27 protein-coding genes and 1 pseudogene are annotated in these 26179 nt (G+C 67.3%); 9 read left to right on the top strand and 19 right to left on the bottom strand.

Annotated features, from left to right (window positions below):
* The coding region (locus D9X30_RS15820; RefSeq protein ID WP_153949369.1) for an integrase core domain-containing protein at positions 1-290 on the top strand (290 nt) is incomplete at its 5' end.
* Between the two features lie 329 nt (positions 291-619).
* On the opposite strand, the gene D9X30_RS15815 is transcribed toward D9X30_RS15820, so the two are convergent.
* The 6 genes from D9X30_RS15815 to D9X30_RS15790 all read right to left on the bottom strand — a co-directional run bounded on the left by D9X30_RS15815 (position 620) and on the right by D9X30_RS15790 (position 5704).
* Positions 620-1342, bottom strand: a complete 723-nt coding sequence (locus D9X30_RS15815; protein WP_228771037.1) for an MgtC/SapB family protein — start codon at positions 1340-1342, stop codon at positions 620-622.
* A 72-nt stretch (positions 1343-1414) separates the two neighbouring features.
* Positions 1415-2404, bottom strand: a complete 990-nt coding sequence (locus D9X30_RS15810; protein ID WP_153949370.1) for a pyridoxamine 5'-phosphate oxidase family protein — start codon at positions 2402-2404, stop codon at positions 1415-1417.
* Between the two features lie 55 nt (positions 2405-2459).
* Complete coding sequence (locus D9X30_RS15805) at positions 2460-3071, bottom strand: glutathione S-transferase family protein (protein WP_153949371.1); 612 nt, start codon at positions 3069-3071, stop codon at positions 2460-2462.
* 126 nt (positions 3072-3197) lie between these two features.
* On the bottom strand, positions 3198-4121 hold the full coding sequence (locus tag D9X30_RS15800; RefSeq protein ID WP_249640980.1) for a LysR family transcriptional regulator: 924 nt from the start codon (positions 4119-4121) through the stop codon (positions 3198-3200).
* A 20-nt stretch (positions 4122-4141) separates the two neighbouring features.
* Positions 4142-5200 carry an AI-2E family transporter gene (locus tag D9X30_RS15795; protein ID WP_153949372.1) on the bottom strand — a complete coding sequence of 353 codons (1059 nt, stop codon included), beginning with the start codon at positions 5198-5200 and terminating at the stop codon, positions 4142-4144.
* A gap of 81 nt (positions 5201-5281) precedes the next feature.
* Positions 5282-5704 carry a LysR family transcriptional regulator gene (locus D9X30_RS15790; protein ID WP_153949373.1) on the bottom strand — a complete coding sequence of 141 codons (423 nt, stop codon included), beginning with the start codon at positions 5702-5704 and terminating at the stop codon, positions 5282-5284.
* Positions 5705-6335: 631 nt separating this feature from the next.
* Here D9X30_RS15790 and D9X30_RS15785 point away from each other — a divergent pair.
* Positions 6336-6686, top strand: a pseudogene (locus tag D9X30_RS15785) (ShlB/FhaC/HecB family hemolysin secretion/activation protein); the annotation flags it as partial.
* A gap of 33 nt (positions 6687-6719) precedes the next feature.
* On the opposite strand, the gene D9X30_RS15780 reads toward D9X30_RS15785, so the two are convergent.
* Positions 6720-7640, bottom strand: a complete 921-nt coding sequence (locus D9X30_RS15780) for a LysR family transcriptional regulator (RefSeq protein ID WP_153949374.1) — start codon at positions 7638-7640, stop codon at positions 6720-6722.
* Between the two features lie 111 nt (positions 7641-7751).
* Here D9X30_RS15780 and D9X30_RS15775 point away from each other — a divergent pair, with 111 nt between their 5' ends.
* The 5 genes from D9X30_RS15775 to D9X30_RS15755 all read left to right on the top strand — a co-directional run bounded on the left by D9X30_RS15775 (position 7752) and on the right by D9X30_RS15755 (position 12783).
* A complete protein-coding gene (locus tag D9X30_RS15775) occupies positions 7752-8921 on the top strand; it encodes a CaiB/BaiF CoA transferase family protein (RefSeq protein WP_153949375.1) in 1170 nt (389 codons plus the stop codon).
* 39 nt (positions 8922-8960) lie between these two features.
* A complete protein-coding gene (locus D9X30_RS15770; RefSeq protein ID WP_153949376.1) occupies positions 8961-9428 on the top strand; it encodes a MaoC family dehydratase in 468 nt (155 codons plus the stop codon).
* A gap of 115 nt (positions 9429-9543) precedes the next feature.
* Complete coding sequence (locus D9X30_RS15765) at positions 9544-10563, top strand: Bug family tripartite tricarboxylate transporter substrate binding protein (RefSeq protein ID WP_153949377.1); 1020 nt, start codon at positions 9544-9546, stop codon at positions 10561-10563.
* A gap of 37 nt (positions 10564-10600) precedes the next feature.
* Positions 10601-11797 (top strand): acyl-CoA dehydrogenase family protein, encoded by a 1197-nt coding sequence (locus tag D9X30_RS15760; RefSeq protein ID WP_153949378.1) that lies wholly within the window; start codon positions 10601-10603, stop codon positions 11795-11797.
* A 14-nt stretch (positions 11798-11811) separates the two neighbouring features.
* Entirely contained in the window at positions 11812-12783 is a 972-nt protein-coding gene (locus tag D9X30_RS15755; protein ID WP_153949379.1) for an acyl-CoA dehydrogenase family protein, read from the top strand.
* A gap of 18 nt (positions 12784-12801) precedes the next feature.
* Here the strand turns inward: D9X30_RS15755 and D9X30_RS15750 are convergent, their stop codons facing one another.
* From D9X30_RS15750 to D9X30_RS15730, 5 genes are all read right to left on the bottom strand, one after another.
* Positions 12802-13797, bottom strand: coding sequence for a FecR domain-containing protein (locus D9X30_RS15750; protein WP_153949380.1), 996 nt, complete (start codon positions 13795-13797; stop codon positions 12802-12804).
* Positions 13794-14303, bottom strand: coding sequence for a sigma-70 family RNA polymerase sigma factor (locus D9X30_RS15745; RefSeq protein ID WP_153949381.1), 510 nt, complete (start codon positions 14301-14303; stop codon positions 13794-13796). Before D9X30_RS15745 ends, D9X30_RS15750 begins: the two co-directional genes overlap by 4 nt.
* A 158-nt stretch (positions 14304-14461) precedes the next feature.
* The gene (locus D9X30_RS15740; RefSeq protein ID WP_153949382.1) at positions 14462-15121 is read right to left on the bottom strand and encodes an MliC family protein; all 660 of its coding nucleotides are present in this window, start codon (positions 15119-15121) and stop codon (positions 14462-14464) included.
* Positions 15122-15143: 22 nt separating this feature from the next.
* Positions 15144-15530, bottom strand: a complete 387-nt coding sequence (locus tag D9X30_RS15735) for a cupin domain-containing protein (RefSeq protein WP_153949383.1) — start codon at positions 15528-15530, stop codon at positions 15144-15146.
* Between the two features lie 104 nt (positions 15531-15634).
* Positions 15635-16528, bottom strand: a complete 894-nt coding sequence (locus D9X30_RS15730) for a LysR family transcriptional regulator (RefSeq protein WP_153949384.1) — start codon at positions 16526-16528, stop codon at positions 15635-15637.
* 138 nt (positions 16529-16666) lie between these two features.
* Here D9X30_RS15730 and D9X30_RS15725 point away from each other — a divergent pair, with 138 nt between their 5' ends.
* Together D9X30_RS15725 and D9X30_RS15720 are read left to right on the top strand one after the other, a co-directional pair.
* Entirely contained in the window at positions 16667-17878 is a 1212-nt protein-coding gene (locus D9X30_RS15725; RefSeq protein WP_153949385.1) for a CaiB/BaiF CoA transferase family protein, read from the top strand.
* A 34-nt stretch (positions 17879-17912) separates the two neighbouring features.
* Positions 17913-18911, top strand: coding sequence for a tripartite tricarboxylate transporter substrate binding protein (locus D9X30_RS15720; RefSeq protein WP_153949386.1), 999 nt, complete (start codon positions 17913-17915; stop codon positions 18909-18911).
* Here D9X30_RS15720 and D9X30_RS15715 read toward each other — a convergent pair.
* The 7 genes from D9X30_RS15715 to D9X30_RS15685 form a co-directional block, all read right to left on the bottom strand.
* Positions 18898-19401 carry a type II toxin-antitoxin system VapC family toxin gene (locus D9X30_RS15715; protein WP_153949387.1) on the bottom strand — a complete coding sequence of 168 codons (504 nt, stop codon included), beginning with the start codon at positions 19399-19401 and terminating at the stop codon, positions 18898-18900. The genes D9X30_RS15720 and D9X30_RS15715 overlap by 14 nt on opposite strands.
* Before the next feature lie 15 nt (positions 19402-19416).
* A complete protein-coding gene (locus D9X30_RS15710; RefSeq protein WP_153949388.1) occupies positions 19417-19617 on the bottom strand; it encodes a hypothetical protein in 201 nt (66 codons plus the stop codon).
* A gap of 414 nt (positions 19618-20031) precedes the next feature.
* Positions 20032-21843: an alpha,alpha-trehalase TreF gene (treF, locus tag D9X30_RS15705; RefSeq protein WP_153949389.1), complete on the bottom strand. Its 1812-nt coding sequence runs from the start codon at positions 21841-21843 to the stop codon at positions 20032-20034.
* Positions 21830-22606, bottom strand: a complete 777-nt coding sequence (locus D9X30_RS15700; protein ID WP_153949390.1) for an SDR family NAD(P)-dependent oxidoreductase — start codon at positions 22604-22606, stop codon at positions 21830-21832. The genes treF and D9X30_RS15700 overlap by 14 nt, the downstream gene beginning before the upstream one ends.
* A gap of 147 nt (positions 22607-22753) precedes the next feature.
* On the bottom strand, positions 22754-23329 hold the full coding sequence (locus D9X30_RS15695) for a shikimate kinase (protein ID WP_153949450.1): 576 nt from the start codon (positions 23327-23329) through the stop codon (positions 22754-22756).
* Between the two features lie 176 nt (positions 23330-23505).
* Positions 23506-24891, bottom strand: a complete 1386-nt coding sequence (locus D9X30_RS15690) for an MFS transporter (protein WP_153949391.1) — start codon at positions 24889-24891, stop codon at positions 23506-23508.
* Positions 24892-25214: 323 nt separating this feature from the next.
* Positions 25215-26168: a LysR substrate-binding domain-containing protein gene (locus D9X30_RS15685; RefSeq protein WP_153949392.1), complete on the bottom strand. Its 954-nt coding sequence runs from the start codon at positions 26166-26168 to the stop codon at positions 25215-25217.
* Between the last annotated feature and the right edge of the window lie 11 nt (positions 26169-26179).

Genomic DNA, 26179 nt, shown 5'->3' with positions numbered 1-26179 from the left:
AGTATGCAAGCGAGGAGTACCAGGGATTGCTGGCGCGCCACGGCCTGGTTTGCAGCATGAGCCGGTCGGGCGATTGCTGGGATAACGCCGTAGCCGAACGCTTCTTCCTGAACCTGAAGATGGAGCGCGTCTGGCAAAGGCGGTACGCCGACCGCGCCGAAGCCCGGCGCGACATCACACAGTACATCGTGGGCTTCTACAACCCGGTGCGCTTGCATTCGACACTGGGCTACGCGTCGCCAACAGACTACGAGGACAAGTTCCAACAGACCACCCTAACACCTGTCTGAAAAAACTTGACCACTACACTCCCCTCTCCCGCTTGCGGGAGAGGGGCGGGGGGAGAGGGCGGGCCGCTCAATCTGCGACAAGTCGGCAAGCAGAACTGCCGTTGCCCTCTCCCCCAACCCCTCTCCCGCCGTGCGGGAGAGGGGAGCAAGCCGACGGAGGTTGAATGGCGTGCGGTGTTCTCCCCTCTCCCGCTTGCGGGAGAGGGGCGGGGGAGAGGGCGGGCCGTTCAATCTGCGGCAAGTCGGCAAGCAGAACTACCGTTGCCCTCTCCCCCAACCCCTCTCCCGCCGCGCGGGAGAGGGGAGCAAACAGCCCGGCAAGCGGCCGCCTACTCCGTCGTACTCGCGCTCCAGAACGCCTGGCTGACCACGCTGGTGCCGCCCAGGCGGGTCACGATCTGGTCGAGCACATCGCCATCGACCGATGTGGCTGCCAGCGCCGCCTCGATTTCCACATCCTGTTCGCCGAACGCGCGCACTTCGAGGTCGCGGGTCGGATACTGGGCCGCCTCCAGCGCCTCTTCCAAGAGGCGCATCGCCGTTTTCTGGTAGTCGCGGGCCGCGATCACATGCACGGTGTGCGTGACCTCCACGGCCGTGGTGTCCAGCGGCTGGCGGTTGATCCGGTCAACCACCGGGCGCAGCAGCGTGTTGGCGGCCAGGATGAACAGCGCGGCAATGCCGGCTTCCGCGATCATGTCGGCGCCGGCGCAGGCGCCCACCGCCGCCGAACACCACAGCGTGGCGGCGGTATTGAGCCCGCGCACGTTGCCTTCCTCGCGCATGATCACGCCCGCGCCCAGGAAGCCGATGCCCGAGACCACGTACGCAATCACGCGCACCGCGCCGTCATGCCCCGCGATATGGTTGGCCAGGTCGACGAAGATGGCCGCGCCCACCGCAACCAGCACATTGGTGCGCAGGCCGGCGGTGCGCTGGCGGTACTGTCGCTCGAAGCCGATCATGCCGCCCAGGATGAAGGCGGCGGCCAGACTGATGGCGGTATCGAGCAGCGATTGCGGATTGATGTTTTGCAGGGCTTCCAGGGACATGGGCGGCATCCGGTCGGGCCAAAAACTGGCGCGATTGTGGCACACCTGCCGCCGTTCCCTGAAACTTCCTGATCAGCGCCAGCTGCCGGTGGCCAGGGCCTGCGGCGACGCGCCATCGGGATCGATGTCCCAGCGCAGCGGCAGGGCGCGGTCGCGCCGCACGATCTGCTCGGGCGTGAATCGCCACAGCCGTTGCGCGCCGTCGAAGGTGGCAATTTCTGGCGAATCGATGATGACTTCGGTGCGGCCGCTCAGTTGCAGCAGGTCGCCCGTGGCATAGCTCACGAACACCAGGCCGGCCACCGGATTGACCATCATGTTGCCGAGCGTGTTGAAGAACGTGTTGCCCTGGAAGTCTGGAATGGTCAGGGTGCCATCGTCATCGACGCGCACAAAGCCGGGCTTGCCGCCGCGATGCGAGACATCCACCTGGCGCAGCCCGTCGGGCAGGTCCACATAGGTCGCCACGAAAAACGAATCGGCATGGCGGATCAGCGTCCGCGCGCGGGCATCCAGCGCATCGAGCATCTCGGGCGGCTCGCTGGCCGGCGTGGCCGGGTCGCGGGTCATCACGGGCGCGCGCTTCTGGATGTACTGCGGGCAGTTGCCGAAACTCTGGCCCACCGCCACCCGAAAGCCCTGCGCGCCCGTCGTGGCATCGCGATGGATCGTGCCGTTCATGCGGTTGCGGCGCCGAGTATGCGGCTGGATGCCCAGCAGCCCGATGGCGTCGCCGTCCTCCATGCCCGCGTCGGCCGGATCAGCGGCGTCGCGTACCATCGCAACGTCGAGCTGGCGCGGATCGGGCGAATGCAGGAAGCCCGGCTGACCGCCGCGCACCGTTGCCCAGGGCCGCCCATCCGGTGCCACCGTGCCAATCACGATCGACGGCAACATGGCGAAGAAGTCACGATGCTGGTCCGGCATGTAGTCGCGCACCACGCGCGAACCCACTTCGGCCAGGCGTTCCTCGGCGCCGATGCTGGCCTGCAGCAGGCGCTCGCCGGTATGCCAGGGCGTGCCGGGCAGGATTTCCATTTGCGGAACCGGATGCGGGGTCATGACGGACTCCTGAAGTTATGCGGGATGCCGGAACGGCGGGGAGCGGCCGGCGGGTTCAGGCGGCCAGGCCGACTGGCGTGGTCTGGAACGGGACGAAGCCGGGCAACGCTTCCACGCGCGCCAGCCACTGGCGCACATTCGCGTAGTCCTTCAGGTCGACAAAGCCCTCGGGCGCGCGCGCCGTGTAGCTGTACAGCGCCACGTCGGCAATGGTCGGATGATCGGCGGCAAGCCAGGCGCGGCCCACCAGCGCGTCGTCCACGCGCTTGAGCACCACGTGTGCGCGTTCGATCGCGTCCTTGCTGTCGTACGGTGCCTTGAAGACGGTGATGATGCGGGCGCGGGCCGGGCCAAATGCGATGTCGCCCGCCGCCACAGACAGCCAGCGTTGCACGGCGGCGGCCTCGGCGGGGGCTTCGGGCAGCCAGTCGGTACGGCCCAGCTTCTTGCTCAGGTAGACCAGGATCGCGTTCGAATCGCTGACCACCGTATCGTCATCGACCAGCACGGGTACCTGGCCGAACGGATTCATGGCCAGGAATTCCGGCGTCTTGTGGGCGCGCGCCAGCAGGTCCACGTCGATCCACTCGGCAGGCTGGCCCAGCAGCGACAGAAAGAGCCAGGCGCGGTGCGAGTGTCCGGAAAGCGGGTGGCCGTACAGTTTCATGATGGATGTCCTTGGTCGATTATTGTGGTGTCGGACGCAAACGCTGCGTACGGATCGACTATAGACACCCGGCGGGGCGGGAAAAACCGGTGAAGCCCGAAGGGACTCTTGCGAAATCCAGAAGAATCAGCGGGTTCGGGCGCTGTCGGGGATGTTCAGCGAGGCCTGGCCGCGCAGTTGCGCCACGGCCAGGTCGATAAACGCGCGCACCTTGTGCATGGCGTGCCGGCCCTCGCGGTGGATGACGTGGATCGGCAACGGGTCGGGTTCGTAGTCTTCCAGCACGATCCGCAGCCTGCCGTCGCGCAGTTCGTCGGCAATCTGGTAAGACAGCACGCGTGTCAGCCCGAAGCCGGCCACGGCGGCGGCAATCGCGGAATCGTTGGTGGTGGTGGCCAGGCGCGGGGTCAGCCGCACGGGCAGCGGCTCGGCGTTGCGCATGAAGCGCCATTCGGGCGCGGTGGAGATGCCCGTGGTCTGGATCACCGCATGGCGCGCCAGGTCGTCGGGCGAAGCTGGCACGCCGTGTTGCGCCAGGTAGTCCGGCGCGGCACAGACCACGCGCCGCACGTGGCCCACCGGGATGGCCTGTAGCGAAGAACTGGGCAGCGGGCCGATGCGAACGCCAACGTCGATGCCCTCGTCGATGAAATTCACCACGCGGTCGACAAACATGCAATCGACATCGACCTCCGGATAGCGGCGCAGGTACTCGACCACCACCGGCGTGACAAAGCGCCGGCCAAACAGCACCGATGCGGTGATCGACAGCCGGCCGCGCGGCGCCTCGTGCGCGCCGGCGGCGGCCAGTTCGGCGTCGTCGATCTCGGCCAGGATGCGGCGGCAGTTCTCGTAGTAGGCAGAGCCGGTGGGGGTGGGGCGGACCACACGCGTGGTGCGCGTGAGCAGGCGTACGCCCAGATGCGTTTCCAGGTCGGTCACGATTCGGCTGACCACGCTCAGCGACGCATCGAGCTTGCGCGCCGCGGGCGTGAAGCCGCCGCATTCCACGACGGCCACGTAGGTCTTCATTGCTTGCAGTCGGTCCACGGCGTCTTTCGCGATTGGCGTCAGTGAGGCGCCGGGTCTTCGGCGTTGTTCAGGTCCCAGCAGGCGATGAACAGCGCGGCGATCAGCGGCCCGATCACAAAGCCGTTCAGCCCGAACAGCGCCATGCCGCCCAGCGTGGAGATCAGCACCACGTAGTCGGGCATCTGGGTGTCCTTGCCCACCAGGATCGGGCGCAGCACGTTGTCGACCAGCCCGATGACCACCAGGCCAAAGCCGATCAGCACGCAGCCCTTGAGCACCGAGCCGGTCAGCAGGAAGTAGACCGCCACCGGCGCCCAGATCAGGCCCGCGCCCACGGCTGGCAGCAGCGACAGGAAGGCCATCACCACGCCCCACAGCAGCGACCCCTGGATACCCAGCACCGCAAAAATGGCACCGCCAAGCACGCCCTGCACCACTGCCACGGCGATATTGCCCTTGACCGTCGCGCGCACGACCGTGGTGAACTTCTGGATCAGGTGCTGCTTGTGGGCCGCGCTCAGCGGCACGGCCAGCCGTATCCGGCGCGACAGCTGCGGGCCATCGCGCAGCAGGAAGAACAGCAGGTACAGCATGATGCCGAAGCCGATCATGAACTGCGCCGTGTTCTGGCCGATGCTCAGTGCGCGCGTGGCCAGCATCTGGCTGGCGGACAGCGCGCTGGCGCTGAGCTTGTCCTTGAGGTCGGAAATGCTGGCCAGGTCGGCGCGCGCCAGCATGTCGCGCACGAAAGGCGGCAGCGCATCGGCGGCGGACTGGAAGTAGTGGCCGAAGTTGATCCGGCCGGACCGGATGTTGTCGTAGAGGTTCACGCCCTCCTGGATCAGCGACATCGTGATCACGATCATCGGCAGGATCACCAGCAGCAGCACCAGCAGCAGCGTCAGCAACGCCGCGATGTTGTTGCGGCCACGCAGCGCCGACACCAGCCGCCGCTGCAGCGGCGCAAAGATGATGGCCAGCACCGCGCCCCAGAACACCGCGCCGTAGAAGGGCAGAAGAATCCAGAAAAATGCGATGGTGACTATCGCCAGCAACAGCAGGAACGTCTTGTGATGCAGACCGTCGGGGTCGGCCATGGGTCGAGCCTCAGATTGCGAACCAATGGCCATTCTACGATGTTTGCCGAATGGCGCCGTGGCGGTCGGCCCGCCGGGCGTTCAGTCCGTGCCGGGGCCGCCGGTGGCGGGCGGGTCGCCGGCACCCGTGGATTCCGCCACGAGGCTGTCCCACATCGACAGCAGCCGGACGGCGCACGGATAGAGCCGGCGCGCGGCGGCAGTGGGGTGCATCGACGCGGCCTCGCGCGAGAACAGCGTGGTGCCGAGCCGATCCTCCAGCCGGCGGATCGCATAGTGGATGCAGGCGGCCCGGATGCCGGTGTGGCGCTCCGCCGCGATGGCAGATTCGTGCTGCATCAGCATGACAAAGCGGCGCAGTTGGGCCGTGTTGATGTGTCGGATGGGCAGGGGCGCATGCAGGCTGTCCGGCGGGCGTACCGGCAGGGAGCGCGCCAGACGCGGGCGGCGCGGTGCGCTGCCGGGAAGTGCGGAGTCCGGCTTTGCTTTGTCAATGTCCCACATTCTCGTGCTGCCCAAGGCGGTATTGCAATGAGGCCGGATTGTGCAGCGATTCGCTGCGCAGGCACTTGTCCCCCGACAAGTTGCGCAGCGTGCGACGGCAAAGAAGCCCCGCAGGCCCGCGCCGCACCGCGCATCGACATCGGAATTCTCCGAATCCACGCGATATCGCGGATCGTAATTCGACGATTTTTTTGAATACACACGGAATCCATGCGGAGTGGCGGAGCGTCGCAGTTGGCGGTCTTTCTTCTTCGCATTGGCCCTTTCTGCACCAGCACAAGCCTGGTACGCCTGTCGCCAAATCATTGCACTCCGTTGTGTCGATACGCCACTGAAGTCAGATGTAAAGAAGTCTCAGATCGGCCGTTTTCACCTACGGATCTGGCGATTTTTCGAAACTGTCTCTTAGGCTTCTTCTGCCGGCGGGCGCGCCCGCTCGCGCCGTTGCACCCGTGACAAACGTGTGACCAAAAATGAACGGACGTTCATAAATAGAGGGTCTTTCGGTACTTCGTCGCCTCCAGTAACCTGCGCGCCGTTTCGATTTACTTTTCCGGTTGAAACGCTAAGCGCGCGACAGGCAGGTTGTCCGGTCCGAATGACCCGGTGTTGCCTTGAAGATCCGCATTACGTGGATGACTTGACGATTGGCAGCCGATATACCGTAAGGGGTTTCGATGGCGAGAGCCAGCTTGCCGGCGAGCGTGGATTCTATTGGCGCAACGAACTGCAGGCGCCCCTGGGAGCCAGCGGCCAGGCGCTTTACGTCGGTCTCGATTATGGCCGCGTGTACGGACCATCGACCCAGGCACTGGTCGGCACGCAATTGGCCGGCGCGGTGATCGGCATGCGCGGCGGCGTGGGCTCGCAACGGTTCGGCGGCGTGTCGTATGACGTGTTCGTGGGCACGCCCGTGTACAAGCCGGAGCCATTCAGTACCGCCGCGGTGACGGCGGGGATGCACGTGGTTTATCAGTATTAGTCCATGAACAGGCGCCAACGGCCGCGCGGAACGCTAATCGCTGCCTGACTCCTGCCATGGCTCTCCCTGCGCAATCCTTTGCGCCACTGACACAAACCGTTGCACATGCCGGTCGTCGGTGTCCTGCTGCGTGGCCAGTGCGATGCCGATACGGTTGGTCGGGCGCGGGCTCGACAGGCGCAGAAAGCGCACGCGCCGGTTGGTGTAGCGCGCGGTCACGCCCGGCACCAGCGCCACGCCCAATCCGCTTTCCACCAGGCTGACGATGGTCTGCACCTGCACGGCTTCCTGCGTGATGCGCGGCACGAAGCCGGCCTGCTGGCATAGCAGCATCGCCACGGCTTGCAGGTTCGGCACGTCGGCACTGGGATGCATGATGAACGGCTCGTCGGCCAGCGCCTTCAGCGCGATGCTGTCCTGGCTGGCGAAGCGGCTGTCGGCGGGTACGGCGGCCATGAACGAATCGGACTCCAGCGGCAGCAGCTGAAACGGCCCGCTGCTCAGGATCGGAAAACGCACCAGGCCGGCGTCGAGCTGGCCGCGCTCGATGCGGTCCAGGATCGCCGCCGAGGTGGATTCATGCAGGATCAGCTCGATGCCGGGGTGTTCGCCGCGAAACGCCGGGATCAGCCGGGGCAGCAGCGCATAGGTGGCCGATCCGACAAATCCCACGCGCAGCGCGCCGCGCTCGCCATGGGCGGCCGATTGGGCGGCGGCGCGGGCCTGCTCCGCATGGAACAGCGCACGCCGCGCATCGTTCAGGGCGGCCTCGCCGGCCTGGGTCAGGCGCACGCCACGGGTGGTGCGCACGAACAGCGGCGTGCCTAGCGACGCTTCCAGCTTGCGGATCGAGATGGACAGCGGCGGCTGCGCCATATGCAGGCGCTCGGCGGCGCGGTGGAAGTTGCCGGTCTCGGCAAGCACGACAAACTGCTGAAGCTGGCGCAGGTCCATGGTGATATACAGGCGATATCAGTTCCTAAATATCTAATATTAGACGCAAGCGGCCGGGTGGACTACGCTAGGCCCCCATCAGATCCATAAAAGCCATAAGGAGACACCGCGATGCTGCCCTTGTCAGGTATCCGTGTCGTCGACCTGTCGACAGTCGTGATGGGCCCCTACGCCAGCCAGTGGCTGGCCGACCTGGGCGCCGAAGTGATCAAGGTGGAAACGCCCGACGGCGATTCCACGCGCCGCACCGGCCCGGCCACCGAAGATGGCATGTCCGCCATTTTTCTGGGCGTGAACCGCAGCAAGAAGAGCGTGGTGCTGAACCTGAAGCAGCCGGCCGCGCAGGCGGCGCTGCACAAGCTGCTGGCCACGGCCGACGTGTTCCTGCACAGCATGCGCCCGCACAAGCTGGGCAAGCTGGACCTGGACCCGGCCAGCGTCATGGCACGCCATCCGCAACTGGTCTACGTGAGCCTGCTGGGTTTTGCCGAGGATGGCCCCTATGGCGGCCGCCCGGCCTACGACGACATCATCCAGGGGCTGTGCGGCAATGCCGCGCTGATGGCCGCGCAGACCGGCACCGTGCGCTACTTCCCGACCATCTCGGCGGACAAGACCAGCGGCCTGGTGGCCGCACTGTCGATTTCCGCCGCGCTGGCCGGCCGTGCGCGCAACGGCGGCAAGGGCGGGCTGGTCGAAGTGCCGATGTTCGAGTCCATGGTGGCGTTCAACCTGGTCGAGCATCTGTACGGCCAGCATTTCGAGCCGCCGCGCGCCACGGCCGGTTATCCGCGTGTGCTGGCGCCGTTGCGCAGGCCTTACCAGACGGCCGACGGCTACGTCTGCATGATGCCGTACACCGACGCCCACTGGCGCGACTTCTTCCGGGCCGCCGGCCGCGACGACCTGGCTGCCGATGCACGCTTCACCGACATCGCTGCGCGCACGCGCCATATCGAGACGCTTTACGAAATGACCGGCGAACTGGTGCGCGAGCGCAGCACCGACGACTGGCTGGCGCTGTGCGAAACGCTGCAGATTCCGGTGGCCCGGGTGAATGACCTGGACGAGCTGGTGGATGACCCGCATCTGCGGGCCACGGGCTTCTTCGATCAGGTGGACGACCCGGCCATGGGCACGCTGCGCTTTCCGGGCGCGCCGGTGCGCTTCGACGGCGAGCGCGCGCATGCCGCCGTACCGCCGCGCCTGGGCGAGCACACGCGCGAAGTGCTGGGCAGCCTGGGCCTGAGCGACGCCGAGATTGCCGCGCTGGGCGATTGAGCCGCGAACACCCCCATCGACACACGACACGGAGACGACATGACCGCAGCACAGCCGCAACGCCTGGGACAGGGCTTCTACTGGCAGGACATCCGGGAAGGGCAGGTCTTCGAGACCTTCCGCCGCACCGTGACCGAGACCGACCTGGTCAACTTCATCTCGGTCACCGGCATGCTGGAGGCCATTTTTATCGAGGAAGGCTACGAGGCCGGCGCGATCAAGGGCCGTCCAGTGCCGGCCGCGCTGACCTATGCGCTGATCGAGGGCTTCATCCTGCAGACGATGATCCAGGGCACGGGCCTGGCCATGCTGGAGCTGACCCAGAAGATCCACGGCCCGGTGCTGGTGGGCGACACGATCCACGCGCGTATCACCGTGACCGGCGTGCGGCCGACGTCGAAGAGCGGCCGCGCCGTGGTGGATTCGTCGATCGAGGTGTTCAACCAGCGCCAGGCGCTGGTCATGACCTATACCGCGCGGCGGCTGCTGGCCGGACGCGAGGCCTGACACGGCCCGACGGCGTGATGGCGTGACGGCGAGTCGCGCCGGTTGCGCCGGTCGCGCGCTGCTGCGCTTCCTGACGGGGCGGGGCAGGACACGGTTTTTACCGGAGGAGACAACCATGCCCACACAGAGCAGAATTGCCAGGCATTGCATCAACATTTCCACGCGCCGCGCATGGCTGCTGGCATTGACGGGGTGCGCACTGGCCGTCGCCGCGCTGCCTCGCCCGGTGCTGGCCGCCACCTATCCCGACCGGCCGATCCGGCTGGTGGTGCCGTTCCCGCCCGGCGGGCCCACCGATCTGGTGTCGCGCGTGATCGCCCGGAAGATGTCGGACGAACTGGGCCAGCCGGTGCTGGTCGACAACCGGCCGGGCGCCAACGGCAATATCGGCAACGAGATCGTCGCCAAGGCGCCCGCCGATGGCTACACGGTGCTGTACAACACGTCGTCGATTGCCCTGAGCCAGGCGCTGTACAAGAAGCTGCCTTACGACGTCAAGCGCGACCTGCTGCCCGTGGCCATGACGGCCAATGTGCCGCTGGTGCTGGAAGTCAACGCGCAGGTGCCGGCGAACACGGTGCCTGAATTCGTGGCGTGGCTCAAGTCGCATCCCGGCAAGATGACGTATGGATCGGCCGGCAACGGCAATGTCACGCATCTGGCCGCGTTCCTGTTCCTGCAGGCCAACGGACTGGACGCGGTGCATGCGCCGTACAAGGGCAGTGCGCCCGCGCTGACTGATCTGGCCAGCGGCCAGGTGCAGTTCATGACCGATACGATCAATTCGTCGCTGCCGTTTATCCGCGACAAGCGCATGAAGGCGCTGGCCGTGACCAGCGCCGCGCGCAGTGCGCAGTTGCCGGACGTGCCAACGCTGGCGGAATCGGGCATGCAGGGATTCGAGGTGGGTGCCTGGCAGGGCATGATGGTGCCGGCGAAAACGCCGCCCGACATCGTGCGCAAGCTCAACGCCGCCGCGCTGAAGGCGCTGGGCTCGGCCGACGTGCGCGCCAGCCTGGCCGCGCAGGGCGCCGAAGCGCGCGGCTCCAGCCCCGATGCCTACGCGAAATACCTGACGCAGGAAATCGACCGCTGGCAGAAGGTGGTCAAGGACACCGGCGTCACGCTGGACTGACCGGCAGCCGGCGAATGGATCGGTAAAGGAGTCGACATTGCATCCGTTGTTTGGCACGTTCGCACTGACCGCCTTGCCTGCCGGGGCCGCAGCGTTCCGGCAGGAAGTGAAGGCCTTCCTGCGGGATCACCTGCCCGCGCTGCCGCCCGATGTACGGGCACGCTCGTGGATGGGTTTCGATGCCGGCTTCAGCCGCGCGCTGGCCCGGCGCGGATGGGTCGGCATCACGCTGCCCGCGCAGTACGGCGGGGCCGGTCTGGACGCGTTCTCGCGCTTCGTGCTGGTGGAAGAGCTGCTGGCCTGCGGCGCGCCGGTCTCGGCGCACTGGATTGCCGACCGTCAGAGCGGTCCGCTGATCCTGCGCTACGGCAGCGACGCGCAACGGGCGTTCTACCTGCCGCGCATCTGCCGCGGCGAGGCATTCTTCTGCATCGGCATGAGCGAGCCCAATTCGGGCTCCGACCTGGCCAGCGTGGCCACGCGTGCGGTGCCGCTGCCCGATGGCGGGTGGCGCCTGAACGGCCGCAAGATCTGGACGACCAATGCCGACCGCTGCCACTTCATGCTGGCGCTGGTGCGGACGTCGGGCGAGACCGCAGACCGGCAGAAGGGGTTGTCGCAGGTGATCGTCGACCTGTCGCTCCCGGGCGTGACCGTGCGGCCGATCCACGACCTGGCCGGCGACGCGCATTTCTCGGAAGTCAGCTTCGAAGACGTGCAGTTGCCCGCCGACGCGCTGGTCGGGCAGGAGGGCGCCGGCTGGGAGCAGGTCAACGCGGAACTGGCTTTCGAGCGCAGCGGCCCCGAACGGCTGTATTCGAGCGTGGTGCTGCTTGATGCATGGATGGCCGCCCTGCGGCGGCAGCCGGCGGTGCAACGCGATCTGGTCACTGTCGGCCGCATCATGGGGCAACTGGCCACGCTGCGCGCCATGTCCCTGGCCGTGACGGCAAGGCTGGCGGCCGGCGAAAGCCCGCTGGTCGAGGCCGCGCTGGTCAAGGACCTGGGCACCGGGCTGGAACAGTCGATCGGCGCCCTGGCCGAGGCGGCATTGGGCGACGATGCCGACCTGGCCGCCGATGCCGACCTGGCCGCCGATGCCGACCTGGCCGCCGATGCCGACCTGTATCGCACGGCGGCCTATGTGAGCCAGATCTCGCCGACCTATTCGCTGCGGGGCGGCACGCGAGAGATCCTGCGCGGGATGATCGCGCGCGGCCTGGGACTACGCTGACACGGAGAGAGGGCATGGACGACATCTACGCCGATGCGCTGGAAACGGTGCTGCGCGATCACTGCACGCCGGCCGTGGTGCGGGCCATCGAGGCTGGTTCCGGGTCCGCGGCATCCGCGCTCTGGACGCAGTTCGATGCCAGCGGCTTCGCGGACAGCCTGCTGCCCGACGCCGGACTCGCGCTGCGCAACCTGCTGCCGATGCTGTGGGTCACCGGCCGGTACGCGACCCCGCTGCCGCTGGGCCAGACGATGTTTGCGCGCGCGCTGCTGCACGCGGCCGGCGTCGCGATACCGGACGGCCCCATCGCGCTGGCCAGTTTCGGCCAGCAAGCGCGGACCCTGGCTGCCGACGGCGCCACGGCAAGCTGGTTCCTGGCGCAGCGGGCCGATCGCGCCTGGCTGCTGCCGCGCGACGCCGCCGATGTGGCGCCGACCGGGGTGCACGGCGACCTTGCCGTCAGCATCGCCGGCGCGCCGGCGTCAGGCTTTGCCTTGCCGCCGGGCACGCTGCGCACGATAGGCGCCGCACTGCATGCCGCGCAGATGGCCGGGGCCATCGCCCGTGTGTTCGATCTGACCCTGCAGTACGCCAACGACCGCGTGCAGTTTGGCCGGCCCGTGGGCAAGTTCCAGGCGATCCAGCACCAGATCAGCGTGATGGCCGAGCAGGTGGCGGCCACCCGCATGGCCGCGCAGATCGCATTCTCCGGCGATGGGGCGACCCCGCATCGCATGCACGCGGCCATCGCCAAGTTCGGGGCCAGCGAAGCCGTTGCGCCGGTCACGTCGATGGCGCACGCCGTGCACGGGGCCATCGGCGTGACCGCCGAATACGACCTGCAGCTTTACACGCGACGGCTGCACGCCTGGCGTGTGGCCGACGGCTCGGAACGATACTGGGCCCGCGAGATCGGCCAGGCGGCCTGTGCGGCGAACGGTGGTGCGGTGGACATCATCCGTGCCTGGAGCGGCGAGGCCATGTAACGCGACGGGGAACGACGATCAGGCCGGCAGTACCGTGGTCCAGTAGCGCGTCAGGAAATGGATACGCACAGGCAGCATGCCGCGCAGTGCGTCGAGGATACGGTCTGTGTCGGCAATGGGGAACGTGCCCGACACGCGCAAATCCGCGATGGCCGGATCGCAGCGCAGATGGCCCGGGCGGTAGCGGTCGACATCGGCCAGGAACGCATCGAGCCGCATGTCGGCCGCCACCAGCATGCCGTCGGTCCAGGCGGTGGCGGCGTCGGACAGCGGCGCGGGTGCCGCCACGCTCCGTGCCGTGAACTGCGCGGCCTGGCCGGCCATGACGATGCGTTCGGCGGCCACGGTCTCGGCGGGTCTCACCGATACGGCGCCTTCGGTCACACCAATCCAGCCCGCATCGGTGAGATGCCGCACCACGAAGCGCGTACCCAGCGGCCGCAGCGTGGCGGCTTGCGTGGCGACGACGAACGGGCGCGGTGTGAGCGCGGTATCGCGCGCGGTTTCGATGTCGATTTCGCCACGTTTCAGGACCACGCGGCGCTCGGTTGCCGAGAAGGCGACGTCGATGGCGGTATCGGTATTGAGCCGCAGGTGCGTGCCGTCGTCGAGCGTGAGCCGGCGCTGCTCGCCCACGGCGGTGGCGGCATCGGCCAGCCATCCCTGCAGCGGCGTGTGTTCGCGCGTCATCCACGCCACCCCGCCGCCCACGAACAACGTGGCGAGCGCGCGCACGGCATGGCGGCGCCCGGCTGACCGGGGTGGCGTCAGCGCGGCACTGGCCACGGTGCTGGCAAGCGGCGATGCCACGCCGCGCAGCCGCGCCAGCCGGGCATTGACGGCTTCGATATGCGCCCATGCGCGGGCGTGTTCCGGATGCTGATCGCGCCAGCGGCGCCACGCCGCACGGGTGGCGTCATCGGCGTCGCTGCCTTGCAGTGTGACCAGCCATTCCACGGCGGCATGCGCCACTTCCGGCCTGACGGCAACGGTCGGGGCAGTTGCGCGGGTCATGACGCGGCCATCGCGAAATAGCACTGCGTGCCGGCGCGGACCAGATAGCGTTTGACGGTGGTGACGGAGATCCTCAGCGCAGCGGCGATTTCGGACTGGCTCAGGCCATCCAGTTGCGCCATCAGGAAGGCGCGCTGCACCGGCACGGGCAGGCCATCCAGCAGTTCGGCGATTTCCTGCAGCGTTTCGAGCAGGATGGCGCGTTCCTCGACCGAGGGCACCAACGACGGCGGCTGGTGCGCCAATGCTTCCAGATACGCTTGTTCGAGCTTGTCGCGGCGCCACTGATTGGCCATCACGCGTTGTGCGACGGTGGTCAGAAAGGCGCGCGGCTCAAGGATGGAAGGGGACTCCTCGCGGGCCAGCAGGCGCATGAACGTGTCCTGCGCCAGGTCCGCCGAACGGTGCCAGCAGCCCACCTTGCGGTGCAGCCAGCCCAGCAGCCAGCGGTAGTGGTTGCTGTATAGCGCGTGAATGTCCTGATGTGGACCGGCGTCGGCGGCCATTGTCCTTTCCTTGTTGCCGCGGCGGGCCTGCTGAGGTAAGAATACCGTGGAAATGAGAATCGTTATTATATGGAGGCACGCAGCCGCGGGCAAATGGAACTTCTGGGGCACGTGGCGAACGTCGTGCCGGTGCCACGCTCGGGGACGTGGGGCCGTCGTCAGTGCGCGGTCATTTCCACGCGGCAATCCATTTCGGGTTTGCCGGGCAAGACGAGCCGGGCATTTGGGCCTTTGTCCCAGAACTGGGCCTCGCCGTCCTTGAGCGTGGCGGCATAGCGCGCGCCAGAGGCCGCGGGGGCTTGCTGAAGCACGATTTGCTGATCCAGCCATCGCAGATAGGCGTAGCCGGGGTCGGTCTGCACGAAGGTGCCGGCGATCACCGCCTCCACGCCGGGGCAGCGGATATTGAACGGGCCCCGGCTGATGCCTCGGTCGTCCTGAGTGCGGGCGCCTGCGTAGCCGTGACGCAGGTCGAAAATGCGCTGCAGGTAGGTGGTGGCGGTGCAGGCGTGCGCGTCGTCGGCCTTCCAGCAGTCGTTGCGGCCCTTGATCCAGGCCCGTTGCTCGGCGATCAGCGATTTCTTCTGCGCGGTCGGCAGCGACCGGGCATCGAGCGCCAGGCCGTAGAGCCGGGTGGTTTCGCGATCCAGCCGCGCCAGGGCGGCGTCCTTGCACACCAGCTGTTCGATCTGGCCCTCTGCCTTCTTGCAGTCGAAGCTCGGCGTGGCCGCTGTCTGCGCGGCGTGTGCCGGACTGGCGAGAACCAGAATGGCCAGGACCAGGGTCGGGACGGTCGGCAGGGCGCGGTGGCTGGGCATGGCAGGAACTCCTGCGGGCCGCTCAGCCCGCGTTGCGATCGATCACGACGAAATGCTTGCGCACCGGTTCGATGACTTCGAAGACGCCTTCGAAGCCCGCAGGGATCACGCAGGCATCGCCCGGGCCGAACTCCCGTGCGCTACCAGTATGGCTGGTGATGCGCAGCCGGCCACTGATCACGCAGAAGAATTCTTCCTTGCCGGCCGGAAAGGCGATGCGCCACGCGCCCGGCTGGCACGCCCAGATGCCACAGTCGAAATCGCCCTGCTCGGCGCTGTAGTGCGTCCAGGTGGTGCGATCCGGATTGCCGGCCACCAGGCGGTCGGGGCGTGGGTTGTCGTGGGCAGGCGCCGGTTCGGCACGGAAGTCGACCAGGGAGACGGGTGCGGGGGAAGTTGGATGCGACATCGGTGGCAACCCGGCGAGAGCCGGGCCAGGCAGGGTGTAAAGCCGTAAGTGTAGCCCCCGATGGCAGGCCTGCCCGGGCGCCGGCCGGGCTCGGCGGGCATCGGTCAGCGGCCGGCCGCCTTGTCGCGCAGGAAGGCAACCAGCGTCGTGACGGCACGTGTCTGGTAGCGGGCCGGCATGTACAACAGGTACATGGTGGTGCGCAGGAACGCCAGATCCTGGGGCGGCAGCGGCAATTGCAGCAAGGTGCCGGCGGCCAGGTCCCCATCGACCATGTAGTGGGGCACCAGCCCCACGCCGAGCCCTTTCAGGATGGCGTCGCGAAGGAAGAAGAAGTTTGCCGACATCAGCCGGGGGCGGATATTGGGCACCCCGCCCGCCGCGCCCGCCCGGCCCGCCGCATGCAGTTTCTGACCGGTCAGTTCAGACGTGATCAGCGGCAGGTCCCGAAACTGGTCGAGCGTGCGCGGCATGCCGTATTGCCGCACGAGCTGCGGGGTGGCGCAGGCGACATATTCGACATCGCCCAGGCTGTGGGCCACCGCATTGGTTGGCGCTTCTGCCATGACGCGGATGGAGAAGTCGACCGCACCCTTGATCAGGTCCTCGATGTCGTTATCGAAGATGACGTTGAGCGTAATGGCGGGGTACATCGTCATGAATTCGATAAACCACGCCGACATGGTGTGCTGGCCGAACCCGCTCGGTACGCTGAGCCGCACCGTGCCGCTCAGGCGCTTGCCCAGGCTCTGCACCGATTCCTGGGCGGCCATCAGTTCCTGGCGGATGGCGCGCCCATGTTCGTAGAGTTGCCATCCCAGTTCGGTGGGTTCGAGCTGCCGGGTGCTCCGCCTGAGCAGTTCGGCACCCAGTTGCCGCTCGAAATGATTGAGCCGCTTGCTCACATTGGCGCGGCTCATGCCCAGCTGGCTCGCCGCGCGGCTCAGGTTTCCGGCGTCGATGATATCGACCAGCAATGCGAGCGCGTTCAGGTCCATTGTCAACCTCGAGTATGCAGATATGTTGAAAACCGGTTGCAATTGTCAAGGATTAGGAACATATGGACAATGCTTGCTCGTAAAGACAACCGGACCTCCCTGGCAGGAACCGATCCGGACGCGGGGAGACGCAGCCAAATGAAGCAAGAAGACATGGCATCGCTGCCGCTGGCCGGCGTGCGGGTGCTGGACCTGTCACGTGTGCTGGCAGGGCCGATGTGCGCGATGGCGCTGGCCGACCTCGGCGCGGACGTCATCAAGGTGGAACATCCCGCGCGGGGTGACGACACCCGCGACTGGGGCGTGCGCATCGGCACGCGCAATACCTCCTACTTCAATAGCGCCAACCGCAACAAGCGTTCGGTGACGCTGGACCTGCAAAGCGAAGCGGGCCTGGCGCTGGCGCGGCAACTCGCCGCCCAGTGCGACGTGGTGATCCAGAACTTCAAGGTGGGCGGCGCCGAGAAACTCGGCCTCGGCTACGAACAGCTCAGCGAGATCAATCCGCGCCTGGTCTATTGCTCGATTTCCGGCTATGCACGGTTCACCCCGGAAGCCGAACGCCCGGGCTACGACCTGGTGGTGCAGGGCGAGTCCGGCGTGATGGCAACCAACGGCGAGGCTGGCCAAGGCCCGCTGAAGTTCGGCGTGGCGGCCGTGGACATGTTCACGGGCATGTATTCCGCCCAGGCCATCCTGGCCGCGCTGTTCGCGCGCCAGGCCACCGGCCGCGGCCGCCACGTGCAAATGGCGCTGTACGACTGCGGCGTGATGATCACGTCCTACTACGGCATGGAGGCCTTGCTCAAGGCCGGCGATCCGCCCAAGTTCGGCAATGCGCATCCGTCCATTGTGCCCTATGGGGTGTTCGAGGCGGCCGACGGTCCGCTGGTCATCACGGTCGGCAACAACGGACAGTTCCAGCGATTTTGCCGCGAGGTCATCGGCTGCCCGGAATGGGCGGACGATGAACGGTTTGCCACCAACACCGCCCGCTCGGCGCATCGCGACGTGCTGCTTGCGCAGGTACGCGAACGGCTCCGACGCTTCACGCGTGCCGACCTGCTCCAGCGCCTGACGGCTGCGCAAATCCCGTGCGGCGAGGTCCTGGGCATGCTCGACGCCCTGCAATCCGAACGTACCGCGCAGGCGGGCCTGCTGCATCGCTTCGAAGACAGCGAGGCTGGCGCGCAAGCCGTGTTGGCGCCGCCGTATGCGCTCGATGGCCAGCGTCTGCCGGTGCGCATGCCGCCTCCCCACATGGGCCAGCACACGCACGAGGTGTTCAAGGAATTGCTGAAGCTCGACGACAACGCCATCGCGGATCTGCAATCCCGCGGCGTGATCTGACACCCCGAATTTTCGATCGACAGGAGACAAGACAATGACCAAGCTGCTACTGAGCCGCCGCCAGGTACTGAAAGCGGGTGCCGCCGCGTCGATGGCCGCCGTGATGCCCTCGGTGCTGGCCAAGACCGGCTGGCCCGACAAGTTCATCAAGATGGTGGTGGCATTCCCCGCCGGCGGCCCCACCGATACCGCCGCGCGCATCGTCGCGCAGAAGCTGTCGGAACGGCTCGGGCAGCAGGTCATCATCGAGAACAAGCCCGGTGCTTCGGGGTCGATCGGCACGGCCAGCTTCATCCGCAGCCCGGCCGATGGCTACAACCTGTCGATGTTCGGCATGCCGGCCCTGCTGGCGCCGCTGATGTACAAGACCAACGCCTACGACGTCAAGAAGGACTTCCTGTCCGTGGCCACGGTCTATGTGCTGCCAATGGCCATCGTCATCAACCCGGCCGTGGTGCCGCATGTCGAGACGCTGGCGGACCTGATCCGCTTTGCCAAGGCCAGCAAGACCCCGTTGAGCTATACCAGTTCGGGGACCGGCAGCTTTGGTCACCTGGCCATGGAACAGCTCAAGGACCTGGGCGGCTTCGACGTGCTGCACGTGCCCTACCGTGGCAGCGCCCCGGCCGTGGCCGACCTGCTGGGCGGCCAGGTGGGCATCATGTTTGCCGACGTGGTCGCCGCGTTGCCCCATATCCGCGCCGGCAAGCTCAAGGCCATCGCGCTGAGCTCACCCAACGCCCGGGTGCTGCTGCCGGGCGTGAAGACCGTCTCGGAGCAGGGCTTCCCGGGCTTTGACTTCGATTCCTGGGGCGGCCTGATCGCGCCGTTGGACACCCCGCAGCCTATCGTCGATCGCATCGCCAGCGAAACGCGCGACATCCTCGGCAAGGACACGGAACTGCAGCAGAAGCTGGTCAGCGCCGGCGCGATCGCGTCGTTCCAGGACGGCAGGCAGATGCAGGCGCGGCTCAACAAGGACTACGACCGCTGGAGCGCCATCGTCAAGGCAAAGGGCATCAGTGCAAGCTGAGGCGGGTCGCCGCCGGCAGTCGTCCGGCCCGTGAATTCGGCAAGGGGGCCGGCATGCGTGGCCCCGGCGGCCCCCTGCCGAAAGGATCGATCAGCCGCACGCCGGTATGGGCGAAGTCCCGCACATTGCGCGTGACGACGGCCAGCCCGTGAATCATGGCGGTGGCCGCGATCATCTTGTCCAGCGGGTTCTCCGGATGGGGCACCCGCAGGTGACCCCATAGCTCGACCACGCGGCCGTCCACGCCAAGGATGTTGTGTGCGTAGCGACGTTGGACCGCCAGCAGCCATTCATCCAGCGCCTGGCATTGCTGCCGGTCGCCCCGGAAGCGTTTCAGTTCCACGCCGCGCCGCAGTTCTCCCATCGTCACCACCGACACGAACAGGGCGTGGCCATCGGCCTCGGCATCGTCGAAGAAGGCCCGCACGCCGGGATCGGCCCGGCGCCCCTTGCGGCTTTCGCTGATGACATCGGTATCGATCAGGTACATGTGCCGGCCCTCCCGTCAATGAATCCGTGCGAAGTCCTGGTCGTCGTACGCGTCGCCAGGCGGAATCGTCTTGAGGAACGCCGCGAACGTCGGCTTGCGGGCGGATCTGGCGCGGCTCGTACGCGATGTGCCGCCGCTGCGTGGCTGATCGCCCGCGTCGGGGCCGGCCGTGCCTTCATCGAGACCACCGGCATTGGGTTTGTCGTGCTGTTTCATGCTGGACCTCCGTCATGAGTGAATGAACGAGGCGCCATCTTGCATGCGGAAAGGCCCGAAATTTGTGTCCGGATGTGACGGGTGAGCGAGTCTTGATCCAGCGCAATGTGGTGCCTGGCGCGGGCTGGGAGGCCAAGTCGGCGTCCCAAAAGAAAATACCCCGACGCGCGGGATCGCCGGGGTAGTAAGAGTTGCCAAGTCGTTTGGAGTCGTGTCGAAATGACCCCGCGTCAGTGTGACGTTCCCTGCCAGCTACGCCAATAACTCACATGAGTTATTGGCGTATGCGGAACAATCCCTGGGAAACGCCCTACTGCATCGCGGAATTCTGAACAAAGGAACGAAATTCCGATTGAGGGCCGTGGCACGCCCCGCCAGCCGTTGTTTCATCGGGACCCGCCCAGGGCCAAACCATCATTCGCCAGTCTCGGGCCGGCCCGCCTTGCTGCGTTGCGCCGGGTGCCATGGATACAGTGCCAGGAGTGCGCTGACCACGCCGTTGGTCCAGCCGAAGCCGTCCTGGAGCGGGTACTCGCCTCCGCCGCCGCCCTCGGCACCCCCGGTGCGGCGTCGCTGCAGCCGGTATTTCTCCACCAGCTTGTATTCAGAGACATAGAGGCTGGCCACCGTCTGGAGCCAGCGGTGCGCAATGTCGTCGGCCAGCGCGTCGCAGCCATAGCGCCGCAGGCCCATGATGCCGATCCACTGCAGCGGCGCCCAGCCGTTGGGCCGGTCCCATTGCTCGCCGGAATCGATCTCCGTGGTGGCCAGCCCGCCTTCCTCGACCAGCCGGGCGGCCACCACGCCGGCTACCTGCGCGGCTTGTTCCTTGGTGGCCAGGCCCAGGAACAGCGGCATCAGGGTGGCTGCGCTCAGGCAGGAACGCGGCGTGCCGCGATGCCAGTCGAAATCGACGAACGCGCCCGTGCCGGCGTCCCACATGATCGCGGCGATGGCCAGCCGGCGACGGTCCGCGGCTTCGCGATAGCGCGTGGCGCGGTCGATGTCGCCGGCGCGCTCGCACAGTTCGGCCAGGCGGCACTCGGTATGCCAGAGCAGGGCGTTCAGGTCGATGGGCAGGATCGCCGTGGTGCGGATGGTGGCCAGGTCGCACGTTGGCTGACCGCCGGCCGGCGCCGGGTCGCACCAGCGCGAACTGAAGTCCCAGCCCGATTCCGCCGCGGCGCGCAGTTCGCGGAATACCAGGTGCGCGGGCCGGTCGGCGCGCCGGGCCGTGGCCACGTCTTCCAGGTACGCTTCCTCGCGCGGATGGGCGCGATCGTCCCAGTAACGGTTGAGCAATGCGCCGTCGGGCAGGCGCACCAGGCGCCGGTAGGCGGTGCCGGGGGCCAGGTGGGCGGCGCCGTCCATCCAGAACGCATATTCGCGCTCGAGCTGGGGCAGGTAGCGTACCGCCGCATCGACGCCCTCGTCTTCGAACAGGTCGGTCATCAGCGCGAATACGGGCGGCTGCGAACGGCTCAGGTAATACGACCGCGTGCCGTTGGGCACCAGCCCGTAGGTGTCCAGCAGGTAGGCGAAGTTGTCGGCCATGGCGCGCAGCAGGTCGTGCCGGCCGCTGGCCGACAGGCCGAGCATGGTGAAGTAAGAATCCCAGTAGTACAGCTCTCGGAAGCGCCCGCCAGGCACGACATAGGGCTGGGGCAGCGGCAGCAGCGAGCATCGCGGCGGATGTTCGGCCGGTTCGCGCGTGAGGACGGGCCACAGCCCGTCGATGTGCTCGCGCAGCGAATTGTCCGGATCGGACTGGTAGTGATCGTCCGGAACCGTCTCGCGCGCGAAATAGTGGCGCACGAAGGCTTCGAGCGAAAAGTCGGGCGCGTCGCGCTCGGCGCGGTAGCGCGACAGGATGGCCTCGGGTGCATCGAGCGGAATGCAGTCGGGAAAGGTCTTGCTGTCCGCGAACATGCCGCTGGCCTGCACGGCGACGAACAGCTCGGCATAGCGTTCGGCCGGCGACATGGTGTCGGCGTCCGCGCACCCCGGCAGCGTACACGGCGCGGGGGTGGGCAAATGGGTGATCGCAGGCGCGTGCCCGTGGCAATGCGGCGGCAACGGTGGCTGGCCCGGCCCCGAGGCTGCGGCCGTGGCAGCGGGCGCGGAAACCGCAACTGCGGGATGCGGCGCGGCATCCGCCTTGGCGGGCTCGGTTCGCGCGGGAACGTGCGGCGTGCCGCCGGCCGACTCGACGTTATTGTTCCGCATAGTTCCAGAGTAGACCGCCATCGATCACGAGCGTGGCGCCCGTGATGTAGTCGGCATCGGCGCTTGCCAGGTAGGCCACCAGTCCGGCAACTTCGTCGGGCTGCCCCAGCCGCCCCAGCGGAATGTTGGCCAGCAACGCCTGCAGTTCGGCGCGGTCGGCCATCAGCTTGCGGTTGATCGGCGTCTGGATGGCACCCGGTGCGATGTTGTTGACCGTGATGCCGGCCGGTGCCAGTTCGATGGCCAGGTTGCGCATCATCATGCGCAGGCCGCCCTTGCTGGCGCAGTAGCTCGTGAAATGGGGAAAAGGCAGGTCTTCGTGCACGGAGCTGATGTTGATGACCTTGCCCCCCAGCTTGCGCGCCAACCGGTGCTTCACGAATTGCTGCGTGAGAAAGAATGGTCCCTTCAGATTGGTATCGAGCACGCGGTCGTAGTCGGCCTCGGTCACCTCGGCAAACGGTGCCCGTACTTCGACGCCGGCGTTGTTGACCAGGATGTCCAGGCTGCCGGACGGCGCGACGGCCGCCGCCGCCTGGTCGACGATGGCGAAGGCCTGCGCCACATTGCCGATATCGCCCGCCACCACATGGGCGCGGCGGCCTGCGGCGCGCACGCCATCGGCCGTCTCTGCGGAATCGGCGTCGAGCTTGTGCACCGCAACAACGATATCGGCACCTTCCTGGGCCAGGCGCAACGCGATGGCGCGGCCGATGCCACCCGCGCCACCCGTGACCAGAGCCGTCTTGCCTTGCAGCCGCATGGGGAACCTCCTGCATTCAGGGTGGTGTCACCGTCAGAGACACGCGCCGGGCGCGAAGTTCAAACGTCGCCCAGACATGTTCCGACGTTGCCACGTCCGATGGCGGGCCGGTGTCGGCGCAGTCCGAATACGGTGTCGGCCGGGGGCTCAATCGTGCGTGGCGGGGTCAGGGGCGGCGGTCTGGCCGCCAGGTTCGGAAGGGTCGCCAGGTTCGCCGGTTTCGGAAGGATCGGCGGGGTCGGTCGCCAGGCCCAGTTGAGCCAGCACGCTGGCGGCGGCCTGTGCCACGGTGCCCGCATGGGCCGGCATGATCAGGTGGGCGATTTCGCGGTAGAGCGGATCGCGCTCGCAGAACAGGGCTTCGAGCCGGGCGCGCGGGTTGTCCACCTGCAGCAGCGGGCGGTTGCGATTGCGCCGCACGCGGCGCCACAGTTCGGGCAGCGCCGCGTCCAGATAGATCACGTGGCCGCGCGCGCGCAGCATTTCGCGGTTTTCGGGCCGCAGCACGATGCCGCCGCCGGTGGCCAGCACGATGCCGCTCCGTTGCGTCAGTTCGTCGAGGATGCGGGTTTCACGGCGGCGGAAACCTTCTTCGCCTTCCAGCTCGAAGATGGTGGTGATGCGCACCCCGCAGCGCGATTCGATCTCGTGGTCGGTATCGAAGAACGGACGGCCAAGCCGACGCGCGACGGTTCGCCCGATCGTCGTCTTGCCGGCCCCCATGAAGCCGATGAAAAAGAGGTTGTCTGACGCGGATCGGGGTTCCAAAAGTGTGCGCCGTAGCGTGCCGTTCCATTCTTCGCAACGGTAGCACGTAATGGCGTTTTCGCCATAGTGCAGCCGATTGGCGGGACGAAGCGGGACCGGTGCGCTTCGCCGCGCGGTGCTGCGGCCGCCTCTCAGTGCCCGGCCACGGTCTGGCCGGCCGGTTCGCCGCCATCCCCCGCGGCACCCGCCCCGGAGAACTGCTTGACCACCAGTGCCCCTGCGGCGATGAACGCTGGCACCGTCAGCAGCGTGAAGATCGCGTCGAATCCGAGGTGCATGCGCAGCAGTTCGGCACCCAGCAGCGCACCGGCAATGCCGCCGAAGCGGCCGATGCCGAGCATCCAGGCCACGCCGGTGGCACGGCCCTGCGTGGGGTAGAAACTCGCCGCCAGCGTGGGCATCGACGACTGCGCGCCATTCATGGCCGTGCCGGCCAGGAAGATCAGCAGGCCCAGTACGAACTGGTCGCCGCCCGCGCCATGGCCCACCGCGTAGATCAGGACGCCGGTCAGCGCATAGGTGAACGCGATCACCTTGTTCGGGTTGAAGCGGTCCATGAACCAGCCGGCGGCAATCGTGCCGATGCCACCGCCCAGCGGGAACAGCGCGGTCAGCAGCGAGGCGCGCTGCAGCGTGAATCCGGCGTCCTTCATCAGCGTCGGCATCCAGCTGGTCAGCAGGTAGAAGATCACCAGGCCCATGAAGTACGTGAGCCACAGCATGGCCGATCCCACGCGATAGCGCGGCGCCAGCACCGTGCCCACGGCTGACCTGGCTGCGGGCGCCGCCTCGTGGATCGTGAACACCTGTGCGGCGCCCAGCGCGGCGCCGGTCACGCGTGCCAGCACCTTGCGGATCTGGTCGGCGGGGTACTGGCGCACCACCATGTAACGGATCGACTCCGGCAGTGCGGCCACCAGCACCACGGCCAGCACCAGCGGGACGATGCCGCCGAAGACCAGCACGCTGTGCCAGCCGAAATGCGGAATGATGGCTGCCGCGAAGAAGCCGCCACCAGCCGACCCCAGCGGGAACCCGCAAAACATCGTGTTCACCAGGATCGCGCGGCGGCGGGCCGGTGCGTACTCGGACATCAGCGTCACCGCATTGGGCATCGCGGCGCCAAGCCCGACGCCCGTCAGGAATCGCAGCACGGTCAGCCACGTCACAGACGGCGCGAAGGCCGTGGCCAGGCTGCATGCGCCGAAGAAGAACACCGACAGCACCAGCACGCGCTTGCGGCCCACGCGGTCGGCCATCGGGCCGGCGAAGATCGCGCCAAACGCCAGCCCGAACAGGGCGGCGCTCATGACCGGCCCGAGCGACGATTTCTCGATGCCCCACTCCTGGACAAGGGCCGGGGCGATATAGCCCATGGCCGCCGTATCGAAGCCGTCAATCGCGACAATGAGGAAACATAGAATCAGGATGAGCCACTGATACGCGGAGAAGCGGTGGCTGTCGATAAATGACTGCACGTCGAGCGTGCCAGTCGCGGGGCGCGGGGGCTGGGACATGGGGTCTCCGTTCTTCGGATCGTTTCAGGCCCGATCTGGCGGTCAGTCGGGCGTTTTTGTTCGCGATTCGCCTTTTTTGTTCTAAAGGCGAACTCATGTTCTCGATAGGAACGGATCATACGCAGCGTTTTTCCAGGCGAAATATCGGCGTTAACCCGCAAGCGGGGTGGCGGCCGACCGGGGCCGAAGCGCGCTGGCCCGCGCGGCCAAAGGGCTGGCGGCGGGAGGGAAGGGGTCGCAAGATTTTTTTGGGCGCGGCGGGACGAACGGCAAAAGTGCCGCGCAGCGATCAGGCTGGCGGCTCAATGGCGGCCAGGATCGGCTCACCCGGGCTGGGCCGCGATGCGCCGGATGGTTTCCGCAAACGCCTCGGCCACCGGGCCCAGCGTGCGGTCGCTTCGGCGTAGCAGGCCGATCGGTTCCTCGGTGCCTTGCGTATCGACCGGCAGCAGCACCATTTCGCCGGCCGCCACCGCCCGGCGCGTGGCGGACAACGGCGCGGCCCATACGCTGTCGCCCTGCTGCGTGAGCAGGCGGCCCAGGTAGGCGTCGGCGGTTTCCAGGCAGCCTTCCGGCAGCGCAAAGCCGTGGCGGGCCAGCAGGCTTTCGGTGCTGTGGCGCGGGATGGAGCCGACGGCCGGCACCACCATCGGCCACGCCACCACGTCGCGCAGGCTCGGGCGGGGCTGGGCCGCCAGCGGGTGTCCGGCACGCACGGCCAGCACCAGCGGCTCTGCCGCCATCGATTCGAACCACAGCCCTTCCATGGCAGCCGGGTCGTCCATGCGGCCGATCACGACGTCGAGCACGTCGGCCTTGAGCAGGTCGATCAGCGTGCGGTTCATGCCGCTCTGCACGGCCAGCGCCACCTCGGGATGCGTGGTGCGGAAGGCGGTTACGGCATCGAGCAGCAGCGCGGGCACGATGCTGGGCAGGGCGCCCACACGGATGCGCTCGTGGCGCGTGGCGTCGGTGGCCGCGAGGCTGTCGGCGGCGGCGTCGATGTCCTCGATGATCCGCAGCGCATGGCGCAGGAAGCGCATGCCGGCCGCGGTCAGGTTGGTGCCGGCCCGCTGGCGCACCAGCAGCCGGGCGCCGACCAGTTCCTCGAGTTCGGTCAGCGTCTTCGACACCGCCGGCTGCGTCAGGCCCAACTGCTCGCCGGCGCGCCCCAGATGCTGCGCCTGGGCCACGGCCACGAAGCAGTGCAGATGCCGCAGCCGGATGCGGCTGCGAAAGGCGTCGACGGCCGGATGTGGCGGGGACCGGAGTTGCATAATAAAAATTC

The organism is Cupriavidus sp. U2, assembly GCF_009663685.2.
Lineage (GTDB): Bacteria > Pseudomonadota > Gammaproteobacteria > Burkholderiales > Burkholderiaceae > Cupriavidus > Cupriavidus necator_C.
The sequence above is the reverse complement of the archived record's forward strand: the minus strand, read 5'-3'. Positions and strand labels throughout refer to the sequence as shown.

Bases quoted from the DNA above. Each gene is read 5' to 3' on its own strand.
- D9X30_RS15815 (WP_228771037.1), bottom strand. From the start codon at position 1,342: ATGTCCCTGGAAGCCCTGCAAAACATCAATCCGCAATCGCTGCTCGAT.
- D9X30_RS15810 (WP_153949370.1), bottom strand. From the start codon at position 2,404: ATGACCCCGCATCCGGTTCCGCAAATGGAAATCCTGCCCGGCACGCCC.
- D9X30_RS15805 (WP_153949371.1), bottom strand. From the start codon at position 3,071: ATGAAACTGTACGGCCACCCGCTTTCCGGACACTCGCACCGCGCCTGG.
- D9X30_RS15795 (WP_153949372.1), bottom strand. From the start codon at position 5,200: ATGGCCGACCCCGACGGTCTGCATCACAAGACGTTCCTGCTGTTGCTG.
- D9X30_RS15790 (WP_153949373.1), bottom strand. From the start codon at position 5,704: ATGTGGGACATTGACAAAGCAAAGCCGGACTCCGCACTTCCCGGCAGC.
- D9X30_RS15780 (WP_153949374.1), bottom strand. From the start codon at position 7,640: ATGGACCTGCGCCAGCTTCAGCAGTTTGTCGTGCTTGCCGAGACCGGC.
- D9X30_RS15775 (WP_153949375.1), top strand. From the start codon at position 7,752: ATGCTGCCCTTGTCAGGTATCCGTGTCGTCGACCTGTCGACAGTCGTG.
- D9X30_RS15770 (WP_153949376.1), top strand. From the start codon at position 8,961: ATGACCGCAGCACAGCCGCAACGCCTGGGACAGGGCTTCTACTGGCAG.
- D9X30_RS15765 (WP_153949377.1), top strand. From the start codon at position 9,544: ATGCCCACACAGAGCAGAATTGCCAGGCATTGCATCAACATTTCCACG.
- D9X30_RS15755 (WP_153949379.1), top strand. From the start codon at position 11,812: ATGGACGACATCTACGCCGATGCGCTGGAAACGGTGCTGCGCGATCAC.
- D9X30_RS15750 (WP_153949380.1), bottom strand. From the start codon at position 13,797: ATGACCCGCGCAACTGCCCCGACCGTTGCCGTCAGGCCGGAAGTGGCG.
- D9X30_RS15745 (WP_153949381.1), bottom strand. From the start codon at position 14,303: ATGGCCGCCGACGCCGGTCCACATCAGGACATTCACGCGCTATACAGC.
- D9X30_RS15740 (WP_153949382.1), bottom strand. From the start codon at position 15,121: ATGCCCAGCCACCGCGCCCTGCCGACCGTCCCGACCCTGGTCCTGGCC.
- D9X30_RS15735 (WP_153949383.1), bottom strand. From the start codon at position 15,530: ATGTCGCATCCAACTTCCCCCGCACCCGTCTCCCTGGTCGACTTCCGT.
- D9X30_RS15730 (WP_153949384.1), bottom strand. From the start codon at position 16,528: ATGGACCTGAACGCGCTCGCATTGCTGGTCGATATCATCGACGCCGGA.
- D9X30_RS15725 (WP_153949385.1), top strand. From the start codon at position 16,667: ATGAAGCAAGAAGACATGGCATCGCTGCCGCTGGCCGGCGTGCGGGTG.
- D9X30_RS15720 (WP_153949386.1), top strand. From the start codon at position 17,913: ATGACCAAGCTGCTACTGAGCCGCCGCCAGGTACTGAAAGCGGGTGCC.
- D9X30_RS15715 (WP_153949387.1), bottom strand. From the start codon at position 19,401: ATGTACCTGATCGATACCGATGTCATCAGCGAAAGCCGCAAGGGGCGC.
- D9X30_RS15710 (WP_153949388.1), bottom strand. From the start codon at position 19,617: ATGAAACAGCACGACAAACCCAATGCCGGTGGTCTCGATGAAGGCACG.
- treF (WP_153949389.1), bottom strand. From the start codon at position 21,843: ATGCGGAACAATAACGTCGAGTCGGCCGGCGGCACGCCGCACGTTCCC.
- D9X30_RS15700 (WP_153949390.1), bottom strand. From the start codon at position 22,606: ATGCGGCTGCAAGGCAAGACGGCTCTGGTCACGGGTGGCGCGGGTGGC.
- D9X30_RS15695 (WP_153949450.1), bottom strand. From the start codon at position 23,329: ATGGGGGCCGGCAAGACGACGATCGGGCGAACCGTCGCGCGTCGGCTT.
- D9X30_RS15690 (WP_153949391.1), bottom strand. From the start codon at position 24,891: ATGTCCCAGCCCCCGCGCCCCGCGACTGGCACGCTCGACGTGCAGTCA.
- D9X30_RS15685 (WP_153949392.1), bottom strand. From the start codon at position 26,168: ATGCAACTCCGGTCCCCGCCACATCCGGCCGTCGACGCCTTTCGCAGC.